We start from the raw sequence: 13,488 nt of genomic DNA, 5'->3' as shown, positions 1-13,488 counted from the left end.
GAGATGTCGGAGATGGACGTACGTGGGGACGACCTCCCCTTCGACGAGGATGACGAGCTTTCGCCCGAGGCGCCGGAGGCCGACGCCGCCGAACAGCGCCGCCGGCTGCGCGACGAGGCGGGGAACGACCGGCGTAGCGAGTACCCGATCGACGTCGACCCGGGCGACGCCGCCGAGCAGGACCGCGTCGTCACCTACGACGATGACGACGACTATCGCTGACGCCCGCGCCCGCGGGGCGGTTACCCGCACGTAGGATGTCCCAACCCGGATGTTCGAAGACCACTGGAGACGCGCGTGACCGCTACCCCGGACGCCAAGCCCCGGGGCACCCGGCTGCCCCGACTCGCCCGCCGCCGGCAGCTGCTCAGCGCCGCGCAGGAAGTGTTCGTCGAGAACGGCTACCACGCGGCCGCCATGGACGAGATCGCCGACCGGGCGGGCGTCAGCAAGCCGGTGCTCTACCAGCACTTCCCCGGCAAGCTGGAGCTCTACCTGGCGCTGCTCGACCTCCACGTCGACGACATGGTGGGCCGCTGCCGCGAGGCCCTGGCCTCCACCCACGAGAACAAACTGCGCGTGCAGGCCACCTTCAGCGCCTTCTTCGACTTCGTCTCCAGCCAGGGTGAGGCGTTCCGGCTGGTCTTCGAGTCCGACCTGCGCAACGTGGCGCCGGTCCGCCAGCGGGTGGAGCGCTCGCTGCGCGAGTGCGCGGAGATGGTCAGCGCCGTGATCCAGGAGGACACGGGCTGCTCCAGCGAGGAGGCGCACCTGCTGGGCGTCGGCCTGGTGGGCATGGCCGAGGTCAGCGCCCGCTACTGGGTGACCACCCACGGCTCGATCCCCAAGGACGCCGCCGAGCAGCTGATGGCGCGGCTGGCCTGGCGGGGAATCAGCGGCTTCCCCCGCACGACGTAGGACTCCCCGTACGGCGTGGAGTTTTCCGCGTACGGCGTAACCCGTTCGCTGGACGCGATTACCCGCGTTTCCGTGGAGCGGAGCGACGACGATGGACCCAGGCCCGTCGAAAGGGAGCACCACGATGGAAGTCAAGATCGGCGTACGTTCCGTACACCGTGAGATCGTTGTCGAAACCGACCTCACCGCCGAACAGGTGGAAGACGAGATCAGAAACGCCCTGGCCGCCGAGCGTGGCGTCTTCGCCCTCACCGACGCGAAGGGCAGGCGCGTCATAGTCCCCGTGGCCGCCCTCGGCTTCGTCGAGATCGGCGAGGACGAGCAGCGCCCGGTCGGCTTCGGCGGCACGCTCTAGCCGGTCGGCCTCCGCTGATCCCCACGGGGCGTCCGTGTGGGGGGCGGCTCACCGCCTCCCACACGTCACGGGCAGCGCCATCGGCACCAGCGGCCGCGCCGTCGCGGCAGGGGCGCATGTCGTAGGTCCACAGCGGGGCACTGGGCACTTTGACGGCGCATCACGGGTCGTGCGGTCCAGCGGTTCTGCGCGCATCTGGTCAAGCAACTGCCGTAGCGGCGCGTGGCCCTCATGACCGCACGGTACAACCGTTTCGTACCCTCGCGCCGCCCTAAGCGCAGGATCAGATGCCGAGCGCGGCCATCCGCTTGCCGTGTTGCTCGGTCAGGCGGGCGAAAAGGCGGGAGATCTCCGCCTGGTCGTCGGCCACGGCCTCGACGAGCAGCTGTGCCAGCTCCGGACGGGCCGCGGCCACCCGCTGGCCCTGGCTGAGAGCCTCGCCGACCAGGCGACGGGCCCACAGGGCGAGCTTGCCGGCGACCGACGGATCGGCCGCGACGGCGGCGCGAACCCGCTCGACGGCGAACTCCGAACGCTCCTGGTCGGCGACGACCTCGTCGACCAGCCGGGCGATCGAGGGATCCAGGTGGCGGGCGGCCTCGCGGTAGAAGTCCAGGGCGATGCCGGTGCCCACGTACGCCTTGACCAGCGCCTCCAGCCAGTCACCCGGCCGGGTCTGGGTGTGCCAGCCGTCCAGGGCCTCGACGAAGGGCGACATGGCCAGGTCGGGGTCGGCGCCGAGTTCGATGAGCTTGTCGCGGACGAGCTGGAAGTGTCCGAACTCGGACACGGCGAGCTCGCTCAGCCCGGCCCGGTCGCTCAGTGTCGGTGCGAACTGCCCGGCATCTTCGGTGAGTTGCAGGAAGGCGCTCAACTCCGCATAGGCCAGTACACCAAGGAGATCCGCGACACCAAGGGACTCATTCATGAAAGGCAGCGTACTTCGGGAACATCCGCAAACTCGGCCAGCGTTGTGGTATCGAGTACACTGCTCTGTGAAAGTGCGACCGCACTGTGTGAATTCGGGGGGTTCTCTCCCGATGCTCCCCGCTCCCCGGGCCTGCGGTCGCGATGACGCGAGAGGGCTGGCTCTACCGCGAGGACCCTGGTTACTGAACTGACCCGCTGGTCCCGGCAGGCCCGCCTTCATTTGAGACTGAGGCAGGCCACGCTGACGACTTTCCGAGACCTCGGAGTCACACCAGAGATCGCTGATGCGCTCGAGACCGAGGGCATCATCCAACCGTTCCCGATTCAGGAGATGGCGCTCCCGCTCGCACTGAGCGGCCAGGACGTCATCGGCCAGGCCCGTACGGGCACCGGCAAGACCTACGCGTTCGGCATCGCGATGCTGCAGAGCATCGGCAAGCCGCGCAAGAACCGCAAGAAGCCGCGCGGCCTCGTCGTCGTGCCCACCCGCGAGCTGGCCATCCAGGTCAGCGAGGACCTCGTGACCGCCGCGGGCAAGCTCGGCTCCCGCGTGCTCACCGTGTACGGCGGGCGCGCGTACGAGCCGCAGATCGAGGCCCTGAAGGCCGGCGTCGACGTCATCGTCGGCACCCCCGGCCGTCTGCTCGACCTGGTCAAGCAGAAGCACCTCGACCTCAGCCAGATCGGCTCGCTGGTCCTGGACGAGGCCGACCGCATGCTCGACCTGGGCTTCCTGCCCGACATCGAGCGCATCTTCAAGCTGATCCCGGACGAGCGGCAGACGATGCTGTTCTCCGCGACCATGCCCGGCGAGATCGTCGCCTTGTCGCGCAAGTACCTCAACCGGCCCACCCACGTCCGCGCCGAGCACGACTCGGGCGAGGGCGAGACCACGCCGCAGGTACGCCAGCTCGTCTGGCGCGTGCACCGCATGGACAAGATCGAGATCGTCGCCCGCCTGCTGCAGGCGGACGGCCGCGGTCTGACCATGGTCTTCTGTGAGACCAAGCGCGCCTGCGACATGGTCGCCGAGCAGCTCGACACCCGCGGTTTCGCGGTGGCGGCCGTCCACGGCGACCTGGGCCAGGGCCAGCGCGAGCAGGCGCTGCGCGCCTTCCGCAACGGCAAGATCGACGTCCTGGTGGCCACCGACGTGGCCGCGCGGGGCATCGACATCGACGACGTCACCCACGTGGTCAACTACGACGCCCCCACCGACGACAAGACCTACGTCCACCGCGTCGGCCGTACCGGCCGCGCGGGCAAGACGGGTACCTCGGTCACGTTCGTCGAGTGGGAGGAGCTGACCCGCTGGAAGATGATCAACAACATGCTCGGACTCGACTTCGCCGAGCCCGAGGAGTCCTACTCCACCTCGCCCCACGTCTTCACCGAGCTGAGCATCCCCGAGGGCACCAAGGGCGTGCTGCCCCACGCCAGCCGCTCCCGGGCCGGCCTCGCGGCCGAGCAGCTCGAAGACCTGGGCGAGATCGGGAAGTCCCGCCTCAGAAGCCGTCGCAAGGACGAGCGTGACGGCCGCAAGGACGAGCGCGAAGAGCGCCCGCCTCGCGCGCCGCGCCAGCGCCGTCGCACGCGTGCCGGCCGTTCCGCCGAGGAGACCACCGAGGTCGCGGAGACCGTGGAGACTGTGCAGATCGTGGAGGGCGAGAGCATGGACAGGCGCCGCCGGCCGCGCAGGAGCGAGGAGACTCCGGCCATCATCTCTCACGACGAGATCGCCGCCGTGGCCGCCGAGCCGGTCGCCGGTGACGTACTCGCCGAGGTGGAGGAGGCCGTCAGGCCCGCTCGCCGTACCCGCTCCCGTGGGGGCGCGGCCGAGGCCATCGGCAGCGCGCTCACCCAGGCCCGCCCCGTCGTGGAGCAGGCGCAAGAGCCCGAGCCGGAGCCCGAGCGGGCACCGGAGCGCGCGCCCGAGCGCGTGCAGGAGGTCCGTGTGGAGCACGAGCGCATCATCCCGCCCAACCCGTTCACGGTGATCTTCCAGTCACCCGACCTGGCCACGGACGACGACGACATCGCCCCGTCCGCGGCCTCGGAGCGCCAGGCCCAGCGCCGTGGCAACCGCTCCCCGCGTGGTGGAAGTGGTGGCGGCGGCAACCGTCGCCGGGCAGGCTAGCCACCCCGCCGATCGCAGGCGCGCGTCCTTCCGGGACGCGCGCCTTTTCGTTCCGGTACGGCTTGCGCCGCCTGTAAGAACCGCCCCGCTCCCGTCACTACCCGGTGAACGACGTCGAAGGGGCGCAGGTGCTGGATGAGAAGGAGTTCGCCGCTCTCTATGACGCCACGCATCCCAGGGTGTTCGCCTATGCGGTGAGCCGGTGCGGGCGTCAGCTGGCGGAAGAGGTGGCGAGCGAGACGTTCGCGGTGGCTTGGCGCCGCCGCGCCGACATTCCCCGGCGCGCGGTGCTCCCGTGGCTGCTGGGTGTCGCGCGGAACGTCACGCGCGAGCTCTACCGCGACGAGGTGCGCCAGACCGCGCTGGAGAACGCGTTGCGCGGCTGGGCCAAGGAGGTCACCGGCGACGTGGCCGAGGAGGTGGCGCGGCGCTCCGCGGTCCTGTCCGCCCTGGTCGCGCTGAGCGACGAGGACAAGGAACTGCTCACGCTCGTCTCCTGGCACGGGCTGTCGTCGGCGCAGGCGGCCCGGGTGGTCGGGTGCTCGGTCTCGGCCTTCTTCGTCCGGCTGCATCGGGCCAGGCGGCGGCTGGAGGCGGCTCTGCTCGTTCCGAAGGAGGAGGAAGCGTGCGGCGGAAGGTGATGCGGACGCTGGCCGAGGCCAGGCCGGACGACCTTGACCCGGTCCCGGGCGGCGGGGTGCGGATGCGCGGCAGAAGGCGCGGGGCCGGGTGGACGGCCGTGGTGGCGATCGCGGTCGTGGTGGCCGCGGTCGTGGCGGTCCCCAGGCTGTGGATGGACGCGCGCGAGACGACCGCCACGCCGGCGGGAACGCTCGACGTCGCCGCCGAAGCGGCCCGGCGGCAGGCCCCCGTCCCCGAGGGGAACTACTGGAGGGTCACGACGCTGATCTCCTCGGAGGAGAGCGCGGGACGGTATCGGGTCACGGTCAGCTCCAGGACGGAGCGGTTCCTGCCCAGAGATCCGGCCGCGTTCCAGCTGCTGGCCATGACCGGCCTGCACACCCGGCCGCTGACCGCGAAGGACATCGCCGCCTGGCGTGACGCGGGCTCCCCCCGGTTGTGCGGCGACGACACCGACTGCGAGAACGACACCTCCCCCCTGGGCCGCCACCGCTACACCGCGATGCCGAGCCTGTGGCCGCTGGATGTCAGCGGGCTGACGCTGCCGCTGAGCCGGCTGGCGGAGCTGCCCGTGGAGTCGGCGGCGCTGCGCGATCGGCTGCTCTCCCTCTGGCCCGCGTACCAGGAGAGGATGAAGGACTGGCCGCCCGCTCCGAAGGGCGCCTCGCTGCCGACCAGGGACTCGTGGTTGTGGAGCCTGTCGCTGGACCTGCTGGAGACGCCGATCTCCGGCGGGACGCGGGCGGCGCTGTACCAGATGCTGGAGGGCCTGCCGGGTGTACGCGGGCTCGGCCGTGTCACCGACGCCGGCGGCCGGCCGGGAGCGGCGATCGCGATGGGCGGTGAGCAGCTCGTCGTCTCCGAGGAGCACGGGCAGGCGCTCGCCCGGCAGGAAACCCAGGCGTCCGGGCGCGTCGTCAACGCCGTCCTGTTCCAGGGGGCCACGTGGGTCGACGAGCTGCCATCGTTGCCCCAGGGGTGCCCGAAGGTGCCGGCTCGCGACACGGACTGCGTCGGGTGAGGTCAGAGGGTGATACGCACGACCGGGCGGGTCGGGGTGGGGCGGGCGGTCTCGGTGAAACCGGCGCCGGTGAACAGGGAGAGCCAGCCGTGGTAGCGCTCGGAGACCTGCAGCTTGCGGCCCGTGTCCGTCGGGTAACCCTCCAGGACGCAGGCCCCGGCGGCACGGGCATAGGAGACGGCCTCGCGCAGCAGGGCAGCGGGGATGCCGTGGCCGCGACCGGCTCGGGTGACGTAGAAGCAGGTGACGGCCCACACGCCGGTCTCGCCGGGGTCCAGGGGCTTCGTGACGGGCGAGCGGGCCAGCCGGGTGTAGTCCGCGCGGGGCGCCAGCGCCACCCAGCCGGCCGGGGCGCCGTCGAGGTAGCCGACCAGGCCCGGAGCGGGCGCGTCCGACTCGACCAGCGCGCGCAGGCGCTCGCGCCGTTCCGCCGGGGGCCAGGCGCGGAAGCCGGCGTTCGTGGCGCGGAACCACATGCACCAGCAGCCGCCGTACGCGCCGTTGGGGCCGAAGACGCTCTCCACGTCCGCCCACGAGTCCGCGGGCCGGATCTCAACCTTGCTCATACCTCACAACTCCCCAGAACTCGCACCGCCGTACCTGGTTAGCCGGTGTTGTCGCCTTGACCTCTGGGTATTGTTGCCCCACGTGAGTACGCCGCGATTCCTGAACCTGCCGCCTGGCGTCGCCCCGCAGCGCATCGAGACGCCGCTGGGCGCGTTCGCGGTCCTGGAGGCGCTGCCGGTGAGCGGCGTCGTGGAGCGCTGGCCGGCGCTGCTGGTGCCGGGGCTGACCGGGAGCAAGGAAGACTTCATCGCGGTCATGCAGACGCTGGCGCAGTCGGGCCGCCGGGTGCTGGCGATCGACCTTCGCGGGCAGTACGAGACGCCGGGCCCCGACGACCCCGAGGCCTACACCTGCGGCGCGCTCGGCGCCGACGTGGACGCGATCGCGCAGGTGGTCGGCCATGGCGAGCCGGTCCACCTGGTCGGCCACTCCTTCGGCGGGCTGGTGGCGCGCGAGGCGGTGATCGACGGGCGGACCAAGTTCGCCTCGTTCACGCTCATGAGCTCGGGGCCCTCGGCGATCACCGGGCAGCGCGCCCACAACGGCCGCAAGATCATGAAGGAGCTTCCCGAGCACGGCCTCGAACACATCTGGCACACCAGGATCGAACCCGAGGCGCTGGCCAACAGCGTTCCCGACGAGATCGTGGCGTTCCTGCGCAAGCGGCTGCTGGCCAACTCGCCGACGGGCCTGGCACGGATGGCCGAGGAGGTGCTGACCATGCACGACCGCACCGAGGAACTACGCCAGATCGAGGTGCCGACCCTCGTGCTGTTCGGCGAGCACGACGACGGCTGGCCAGCCGACATTCAGCGTCACATGGCGGCCCGGCTCGGCGCGGAGCGCATGGTGGTGCCCGGCGCGGTCCACTCCCCCTCCGTGGAGGCCCCGGAGACGACCGCGCAGGCGCTCGTGCGGTTCTGGAACGCCGCCGAGTCGGCATCTTGGACATAGGATCCAATGCCATGTAATTATCTACTTACTATGGCGAGCATCGAAGAGATCGTCGTCCAGCGGCCGCAGAGCGCCACCTGGCAGGTCCACCTCGACCGGTGCATGTGGGTGGGCGGCGTACGCGGGCTCATGCTCCAGGCGCTCCACCCTCTGGCCATGCGCGGCGTCTGGCAGAACTCCAACTTCCAGGACGACCCCTTCGGCCGCCTGCGCCGCACCGCGGACTTCGTCGGCCGCACCACGTTCGGCACTCCGGCCGAGGCCGACGCGATCGGCCGCCGCGTGCGCGACATCCACCGCTCACTGCGCATCACCGACGAGGGCCGCACGCACCGCGTGGACGACCCCGAGTTGCTGCTCTGGGTGCACTGCGCGGAGGTCTCGTCCTACCTGGAGGTGGTACGGCGGGGCGGCCTCGCCCTCACCGACCGCCAAGCCGACCAGTACCTCCACGAGCAGCGCAAGAGCGCCACCTACGTCGGCCTGCACCCGGAGGACGTGCCCGGCTCGCAGGCGGAGATGGCCGCCTACTTCAAGGAGATCCGCCCCAAGTTGCGCGTGATCGAGGAGTCGGCCGCCACCGTACGCTTCCTGCTGTGGCCCCGGCTGCCCAAGGAGATGCGGATGCTCTCGCCGGGCAAGCCGGTCTACTTCCCCTTCGGCGCCCTGTGCTACTACACGCTGCCGTCGTGGGCGCGGAGCATGTACCGCGCGCTGCCCGAGGCGCCGCGGGCGGCGGTGACCGCGGGGCTGCGGGCGTTCAGCCTGGCGATGAACGCGTTGCCGGAGCCGGTGCACGACCGCGCGTTCATGCCGTCGACCCGGCGGATGCTGCACGCCTCGCGCGACCGGCTCGGCGTGCTCGGCTACGACGTCCGCAAGGGGCTCAAGGGCCTGACGGATCCGCGGCGCTGGGCGGCCGCTTGAGCTCCCGGTAGACGAACGGCTGCTCCCTGGCGGTCAGCCGGGTGATCAGATGGTGGTCGGGCGAGAGCCGGCAGGCCGGGTCGGTCTTGGCGGCGTCGCCGGTCAGCGCGTACGTCTGGCAGCGGCAGCCGCCGAAGTCGAGCTCCTTGCGCGGGCAGCTCGCGCACGGCTCTGCCATCCAGGCGGTGCCGCGGTAGGCGTTGAACGCGGCGGAGCGCTCCCAGATCCAGCCCAGGGCATGCTCGCGGACGTTGGGCAGGTCGAGCGGCAGATCATAGGCGGCGGGACAGGGCAGAACCCGCCCGTCGGGCGCCACGGTGATCGAGATGGCACCCCACCCGCCCATGCAAGGCTTGGGCACCCCGTCGAAGTAATCCGGAACAACCCAGATCAACTCAACACCCGTCTTTTCCCGATATTTCGTGACTATCGACTCAGCGCGGGAGAGCTGCTCTCTTGTCGGCAGAAGCGCCTCCCTGTTGAGCAACCCCCACCCGTAGAACTGTGTGTTGGCCAGCTCGATCCGCTCCGCGCCCCAGGCGATGCCCAGCTCGATCAGGTCCTCGATCCGGTCGAGGTTGTGCCGGTGCAGCACCACGTTGACGCCCAGAGGCAGCCCCGCCTCCACCACGGCCGCCGCCGCCAGCTCCTTGGCCATGAAGCTCCGCCGCCCCGCGATCCGGTCGGACTCCTCTGGTTGAGCCGCCTGCACCGACAGCTGCACGCTGTGCAGACCGGCCTCGGCCAGCTCCGCCACCCGCCGCCCCGCCAGCCCGACACCGCTGGTGACCAGCTGAGTGAACACCCCGGCCCCGCGCGCCACCCCGACGATCTCCACCAGGTCCCGTCGCAGCAGCGGCTCGCCACCGGACAGGTGCGCGTGCACCACCCCCAGGGCCGCGGCCTCCTCGAACACCCGGGCCCACTCCCCGGTCTCCAGCTCCGCCGCCCTGGCCACCAGCTCGGTGGGGTTGGAACAGTACGGACACCGCAACGGACACCCATGGGTCAGCTCCGCCAGCATTGCCCAGGGCGGCGCCACCTTCTTCGGGCTCGAAGCCGGCGCGGGCGGGACCGAGACAGCGGGGCCGGGGAGGGGCGGGGCGGTGGTGGATGCGCCGGGGGCGGGCGGGACCGAGGCAGCGGGGCCGGGAGCGGGCGAGGCAGAGGCAGCCGGGCCAGGCGCGGGAGGGATGGGGGCGGGCCGGGTCATTGGAGCCATCCCTCGGCGTGCACCCTGTCCAGGAACTCGGTCACGTCCTCCCCCGCCTCCACAGGAAACTCCGCGACGATCTCCGCCACGGTCCGCTTGCCGTCGCACAGGCCGACGATCTCGGCCGCCTCGTCGTTCAGGACCACGATCCGTTCGGGCACGATGAGCAGTTCGGCCTGCCGTACCGGACAATGGCGCAGCATGGCCGAGCGGGACAGGGCGGGGCGCCAGTCGGTCATCGGTAGGCTCCGTCCACCGCGTCCAGCAGCGCCCACAGGACGTCGCACTTGAAGCGCAGCGCCGCCACCGCCTTCTCCTCGTCCGTACGGCTCCGCGCCCAGCCGAGCACCAGTGCCAGGGCTTCTCCGCTGTCCTGGCGGCCCTGCTGGACGCGGATCTGGAAGTAGCGAAGGCCCTCGGCGTCGATCCAGGGGTAGTGCTTCTCGAAGGCGGCGATCCTGGTGCGCATCAGGTCGGGGGCGAACAGTTCGGTCAACGACGCGGCGACCGCCTCCAGCAGGGTGCCGTGGCGGCACAGGTTGACGTAGCCGTCGACGGCGAGCCGTACCCCGGGAAGGACGCCTTCGCCCGACAGCAGCTCCTTGCGGTCGAGTCCGGCCGCTTCGCCCAGACGGAGCCAGCGTTCGATCCCGCCTTCGCCGGGGGCCCTGCCGTCGTGGTCCTGAATACGGCGCAGCCACGTGCGGCGCAGGTCCGAGGTGGGCAGCTTGGCGAGGATGTGGGCGTCTTTGACGGGGATGTGGCGCTGGTAGTGGAAGCGGTTCAGGATCCAGCCGCGCAGCTCCTCCCGGGACAGCTTGCCCGCGTGCATCCGCAGGTTGAACGGGTGCAGGTGGTGGTAGCGCTGCTCGGGCACCGCCCGGAGCTCGGCCTCGAAGGAGTTCACAGCTCGATCACCATTCCGTCGGCTGCCACCTCGACGCCCAGCTCGGCCAGCACCTTGTGGTGGAGCGCGTCCGGGTCGACGAGGGGGTTGGTGTTGTTGAGATGGGTGTACAGGCAGCGGCCGGGCAGCGCGGCGAGGCGTTCCATGGTGTCCTCGATCGGGAGGTGCCCCATGCCGGTCGCCGTCCTGCTGGATATGCCGGTACGGCGCGGCTCCTCGTCGTCCCAGAACGTACCATCGATGATCACGCAGTCGGCGGCCCTGAACGCGGTGTCCAGCTCCGGTGTCCACACTCCCATGGCGGGCGCGTACACGACGTTCGACCTGCCGTCGGTGAACCTCAGTGCCGAGACCCACGCGCCGTCCGTTTCCTCGGCGGCGGCGTAGCGGGGGCGTTTGGCGGAGACCGGGATCGGTTCGGCGATCGTGTCCATGGGGTGCCAGCGGATGGGCGCGTACGGGCGCAGGATCTCCTCGAACGGGCGCAGCGCCCGCCGTACCGGGAGAGTGGCGGCGACGTCCAGGGAGGCGGCCTCGCGCAGCCGCAGGAGCCCGAGGGTGTGGTCGAGCTCGGCGTCGGTGAGCACCACGAGCGGCGCGTGGTCGCGGTCGGGCGCCGACCAGGGGCAGTCCTCGATCTGCGCGGCGATGTCCGGCGTGGCGTTGACGACGGCGGCACGGCCGGGGAGCTGGACGGCCAGGCTGGCGTGACGGCGGCGCCAGGCGGGGTGTGCGCGTGCCCCGGCGCAACCGGGACACGCGCAGTTCCACTGGGGTACGCCGCCGCCCGCGGCGGTGCCGAGCACCTGCAGGCGCATGGCGTCCGGTTACCTGGTGGCGAGGAAGTAAGCGGACATCTCCATCGACGCCTCGACGACCTGGTAGTCGGGCTTGTGCCAGGTGGTCTCCTCGCCGCGGGTGCGGACCTTCTTGGAGTGGGTCCTCGGCGGCTGCTTCTTGCCGGGGTCCTTGGGCTGAGCCATGTGCACCTGCCTTCCGTGCGAAACGGGGGGGTTACCCACGATCTGACTTCGGCAGAGGCGTTCCGTCAATCCCTGTGATCGGATCTATCGCCCGAAATTTCCCCCGATCCCGGCAAAAGGCCGCCCACACACGTTCATCATCGGATGTCTGGCCGGTCCCATCCTGGAAGACCGATGCAGCCCGGGATGTCGCTGGGGGAGGATGCTCCTATAGATGTCAGTCGGCGAGGCCGTCCCAGGGGCGACGTTCCTGGGCGACCGCCTGGCCCTCGGGGCAGTGGCGGCGGAAGTCGCACCAGCCGCAGATCGGCCCCGGGCTCGGCGCGAACAGGTCGTCCAGCTCCGCCGACACCGCCGTCGCCCGCCCGCTCGCGGCCGGCTGGAGCGGGCCGTCGGCCTGGGGCCGCGGGGTCCTGGGTGGGGTACGGCCGGCCGTACCGGCGCCAGAGCCCGAACGCGGCGCCGGGACGTCGGAAAGGGCCGCACGGTAGCGCTCGTCGGCGTCGGCGGCCTCCACGGCCATCTCCTCGGCACGCGACAGGTGGCGGCGCAGGGTGTCGTCGGTGTGACGCCACTCGACGATCTCGCCGGTCGGCAGGTGGTGGAGCTCGACCGAGTAGCACGGGGTGCGCATCATCCTGGACGCCGCGATCGCGTAGATGGCCAGCGCGAGCGAGGACCGCGCGTCGTCCTGGGTGAGAGGCCGGCGGCCGGTCTTGTAGTCGACCACGACGAGTTCGTCACCGCGCCGGTCGAGGCGGTCGATACGGCCGGAGACGGCGATGACCTTGGTCCGCGTGGCGACGGTGCGCTCAACGCCCACCGGATCATCCGATGGGTCCAGAGTGGCGACATATCCGGAAACGAGGTCGCGGGCCCGGCCAAGCCACTGCGCCGACTGCTCGCCGTCCCTGAAGCCCTCGGTGATCCACCCGTTGGTGAGCAGGATCGCCGCCGTCAGCGGCGTCCTCCGCTCGTACGGCTCCCGCCACCACCCCGCCAGCGCGTTGTGCACGCTGGCGCCCACGGAGTTGTGCGCCCACGCGGGCCCCTTGGCGGGCTGCGGCCGGTCAAGATAGGTGAACCGGTAGCGGCGGCGGCAGTCGAGCCACGTGTTGAGCCGCGACGGCGTGCACGAGTAGAGCCGCCGCGGCATCGCTTCCAGCGGAAGCTGGTCGTACACGCTCAGTCGTCCGGGTTGAGCTTGATCCCGGCGATCTTGGACGCGTCGGTCAGCGGCCCCTCGGTGGCCACCTCGCCGGTCTCGACCCGCGTGAGCGAGCCGGAGACCCAGTCGTCGAAGTGGGGCTCCAGGTCTCCGACGGTGACCTCGTCGCCGTGGTTGGCCAGGATGCGCGTGGCATGCGGCAGTGTGAACAGCCGGCCGCCGATCGCGGTCAGCTGGTCGGCCAGCCGCGGGTACTCCCCGGCCAGCTTGCCGGGGCCGTCGGCCTGCAGCGACTTGCCGGTGAAGACCACTTCGAGCGCCTCGCAGTACAGCGAGACGCCGCCGGGGGTGACGCCGGGCGTCTCCATGACGTCGAGCTGGACGTCGGCGACACCGAAGATGCCGTCGTCCTCCATGTCGATGTCCGGCCAGGTCTCCGACCAGGTCTCCCGCCACAGCGGCTTGTCCTTGGGGTGCAGCGCGACGACGGCCTCGTCTCTGCTGGCCACCTCGATCGCCGCGCCGACGTGGTCGGGCAGGCCGTGCGTGCAGATGACGGCCAGCACCTCCCGTTCGCCGACCTGCTCGAGAATCTTCTCCGCGTCCCGTGCGGGATCGACGACGATCACCTCGTCGTCGTCACCCACGATCCACGTGTTGTTCTCGACCTTGTACTCCACGCCGTCGACGTCGACGACGCCCTCGGTCACCACTCGCTCGATACGCGCTGTCACGCCACGAACAATACTGAGTTTTCTTCCAGTAC

Annotated in this window: 17 protein-coding genes; 8 read left to right on the top strand and 9 right to left on the bottom strand. The window is 70.9% G+C overall.

Going from position 1 to position 13,488, the window contains the following annotated elements:
• Positions 1-3: 3 nt before the first annotated feature.
• The 3 genes from ACIBHY_RS22310 (at position 4) to ACIBHY_RS22300 (ending at position 1,273) form a co-directional block, all read left to right on the top strand.
• Positions 4-222, top strand: a complete 219-nt coding sequence (locus ACIBHY_RS22310; protein WP_397307609.1) for a hypothetical protein — start codon at positions 4-6, stop codon at positions 220-222.
• A gap of 75 nt (positions 223-297) precedes the next feature.
• The gene (locus tag ACIBHY_RS22305) at positions 298-918 is read left to right on the top strand and encodes a TetR/AcrR family transcriptional regulator (protein WP_184967972.1); all 621 of its coding nucleotides are present in this window, start codon (positions 298-300) and stop codon (positions 916-918) included.
• Positions 919-1,042: 124 nt separating this feature from the next.
• Positions 1,043-1,273 (top strand): DUF3107 domain-containing protein, encoded by a 231-nt coding sequence (locus ACIBHY_RS22300; RefSeq protein ID WP_379610535.1) that lies wholly within the window; start codon positions 1,043-1,045, stop codon positions 1,271-1,273.
• 283 nt (positions 1,274-1,556) lie between these two features.
• Here ACIBHY_RS22300 and ACIBHY_RS22295 read toward each other — a convergent pair whose 3' ends face one another.
• Positions 1,557-2,201 carry a ferritin-like fold-containing protein gene (locus ACIBHY_RS22295; protein WP_397251396.1) on the bottom strand — a complete coding sequence of 215 codons (645 nt, stop codon included), beginning with the start codon at positions 2,199-2,201 and terminating at the stop codon, positions 1,557-1,559.
• Positions 2,202-2,534: 333 nt separating this feature from the next.
• Between ACIBHY_RS22295 and ACIBHY_RS22290 the strand changes: the two genes are divergently transcribed.
• From ACIBHY_RS22290 to ACIBHY_RS22280, 3 genes are all read left to right on the top strand, one after another.
• The gene (locus ACIBHY_RS22290) at positions 2,535-4,340 is read left to right on the top strand and encodes a DEAD/DEAH box helicase (protein ID WP_397251398.1); all 1,806 of its coding nucleotides are present in this window, start codon (positions 2,535-2,537) and stop codon (positions 4,338-4,340) included.
• A 104-nt stretch (positions 4,341-4,444) separates the two neighbouring features.
• Positions 4,445-4,981, top strand: coding sequence for an RNA polymerase sigma factor (locus ACIBHY_RS22285; RefSeq protein ID WP_397307608.1), 537 nt, complete (start codon positions 4,445-4,447; stop codon positions 4,979-4,981).
• Entirely contained in the window at positions 4,966-6,003 is a 1,038-nt protein-coding gene (locus ACIBHY_RS22280) for a hypothetical protein (RefSeq protein ID WP_397307607.1), read from the top strand. The genes ACIBHY_RS22285 and ACIBHY_RS22280 overlap by 16 nt, the downstream gene beginning before the upstream one ends.
• A 2-nt stretch (positions 6,004-6,005) precedes the next feature.
• Here the strand turns inward: ACIBHY_RS22280 and ACIBHY_RS22275 are convergent, their stop codons facing one another.
• Positions 6,006-6,569, bottom strand: coding sequence for a GNAT family N-acetyltransferase (locus ACIBHY_RS22275; RefSeq protein ID WP_397307606.1), 564 nt, complete (start codon positions 6,567-6,569; stop codon positions 6,006-6,008).
• Positions 6,570-6,651: 82 nt separating this feature from the next.
• Here ACIBHY_RS22275 and ACIBHY_RS22270 point away from each other — a divergent pair, with 82 nt between their 5' ends.
• Complete coding sequence (locus tag ACIBHY_RS22270) at positions 6,652-7,524, top strand: alpha/beta fold hydrolase (RefSeq protein ID WP_397307605.1); 873 nt, start codon at positions 6,652-6,654, stop codon at positions 7,522-7,524.
• Positions 7,525-7,554: 30 nt separating this feature from the next.
• Complete coding sequence (locus tag ACIBHY_RS22265; RefSeq protein WP_397251402.1) at positions 7,555-8,451, top strand: oxygenase MpaB family protein; 897 nt, start codon at positions 7,555-7,557, stop codon at positions 8,449-8,451.
• Here ACIBHY_RS22265 and pqqE read toward each other — a convergent pair.
• The 7 genes from pqqE to ACIBHY_RS22230 all read right to left on the bottom strand — a co-directional run bounded on the left by pqqE (position 8,411) and on the right by ACIBHY_RS22230 (position 13,456).
• On the bottom strand, positions 8,411-9,664 hold the full coding sequence (pqqE, locus tag ACIBHY_RS22260) for a pyrroloquinoline quinone biosynthesis protein PqqE (protein WP_397307604.1): 1,254 nt from the start codon (positions 9,662-9,664) through the stop codon (positions 8,411-8,413). The two genes, ACIBHY_RS22265 and pqqE, sit on opposite strands and share 41 nt — an antisense overlap.
• Complete coding sequence (pqqD, locus tag ACIBHY_RS22255) at positions 9,661-9,903, bottom strand: pyrroloquinoline quinone biosynthesis peptide chaperone PqqD (RefSeq protein WP_184967959.1); 243 nt, start codon at positions 9,901-9,903, stop codon at positions 9,661-9,663. Before pqqD ends, pqqE begins: the two co-directional genes overlap by 4 nt.
• Positions 9,900-10,571, bottom strand: coding sequence for a pyrroloquinoline-quinone synthase PqqC (gene pqqC / locus ACIBHY_RS22250; protein ID WP_397307603.1), 672 nt, complete (start codon positions 10,569-10,571; stop codon positions 9,900-9,902). The genes pqqD and pqqC overlap by 4 nt, the downstream gene beginning before the upstream one ends.
• The gene (gene pqqB / locus ACIBHY_RS22245) at positions 10,568-11,389 is read right to left on the bottom strand and encodes a pyrroloquinoline quinone biosynthesis protein PqqB (protein ID WP_397307602.1); all 822 of its coding nucleotides are present in this window, start codon (positions 11,387-11,389) and stop codon (positions 10,568-10,570) included. The genes pqqC and pqqB overlap by 4 nt, the downstream gene beginning before the upstream one ends.
• A 9-nt stretch (positions 11,390-11,398) precedes the next feature.
• Positions 11,399-11,554, bottom strand: coding sequence for a pyrroloquinoline quinone precursor peptide PqqA (locus ACIBHY_RS22240; protein WP_184967953.1), 156 nt, complete (start codon positions 11,552-11,554; stop codon positions 11,399-11,401).
• A 217-nt stretch (positions 11,555-11,771) separates the two neighbouring features.
• A complete protein-coding gene (locus ACIBHY_RS22235) occupies positions 11,772-12,710 on the bottom strand; it encodes a RecB family exonuclease (protein WP_397307643.1) in 939 nt (312 codons plus the stop codon).
• A gap of 29 nt (positions 12,711-12,739) precedes the next feature.
• Complete coding sequence (locus ACIBHY_RS22230; RefSeq protein ID WP_397307601.1) at positions 12,740-13,456, bottom strand: MBL fold metallo-hydrolase; 717 nt, start codon at positions 13,454-13,456, stop codon at positions 12,740-12,742.
• Positions 13,457-13,488: the final 32 nt, after the last annotated feature.

It is taken from the genome of Nonomuraea sp. NPDC050547, from assembly GCF_044457345.1.
Lineage (GTDB): Bacteria > Actinomycetota > Actinomycetes > Streptosporangiales > Streptosporangiaceae > Nonomuraea.
Note: the sequence above shows the minus strand (reverse complement) of the source record. Positions and strands in the feature narration are given on the sequence as shown.

Excerpts from the sequence above, each read along its gene's own strand:
- ACIBHY_RS22240 (WP_184967953.1), bottom strand. The coding sequence starts at position 11,554 with ATGGCTCAGCCCAAGGACCCCGGCAAGAAGCAGCCGCCGAGGACCCAC.
- ACIBHY_RS22310 (WP_397307609.1), top strand. The coding sequence starts at position 4 with ATGTCGGAGATGGACGTACGTGGGGACGACCTCCCCTTCGACGAGGAT.
- ACIBHY_RS22265 (WP_397251402.1), top strand. The coding sequence starts at position 7,555 with ATGGCGAGCATCGAAGAGATCGTCGTCCAGCGGCCGCAGAGCGCCACC.
- pqqB (WP_397307602.1), bottom strand. The coding sequence starts at position 11,389 with ATGCGCCTGCAGGTGCTCGGCACCGCCGCGGGCGGCGGCGTACCCCAG.
- pqqD (WP_184967959.1), bottom strand. The coding sequence starts at position 9,903 with ATGACCGACTGGCGCCCCGCCCTGTCCCGCTCGGCCATGCTGCGCCAT.
- ACIBHY_RS22235 (WP_397307643.1), bottom strand. The coding sequence starts at position 12,710 with ATGCCGCGGCGGCTCTACTCGTGCACGCCGTCGCGGCTCAACACGTGG.
- ACIBHY_RS22275 (WP_397307606.1), bottom strand. The coding sequence starts at position 6,569 with ATGAGCAAGGTTGAGATCCGGCCCGCGGACTCGTGGGCGGACGTGGAG.
- ACIBHY_RS22300 (WP_379610535.1), top strand. The coding sequence starts at position 1,043 with ATGGAAGTCAAGATCGGCGTACGTTCCGTACACCGTGAGATCGTTGTC.
- ACIBHY_RS22295 (WP_397251396.1), bottom strand. The coding sequence starts at position 2,201 with ATGAATGAGTCCCTTGGTGTCGCGGATCTCCTTGGTGTACTGGCCTAT.
- ACIBHY_RS22290 (WP_397251398.1), top strand. The coding sequence starts at position 2,535 with ATGGCGCTCCCGCTCGCACTGAGCGGCCAGGACGTCATCGGCCAGGCC.
- pqqE (WP_397307604.1), bottom strand. The coding sequence starts at position 9,664 with ATGACCCGGCCCGCCCCCATCCCTCCCGCGCCTGGCCCGGCTGCCTCT.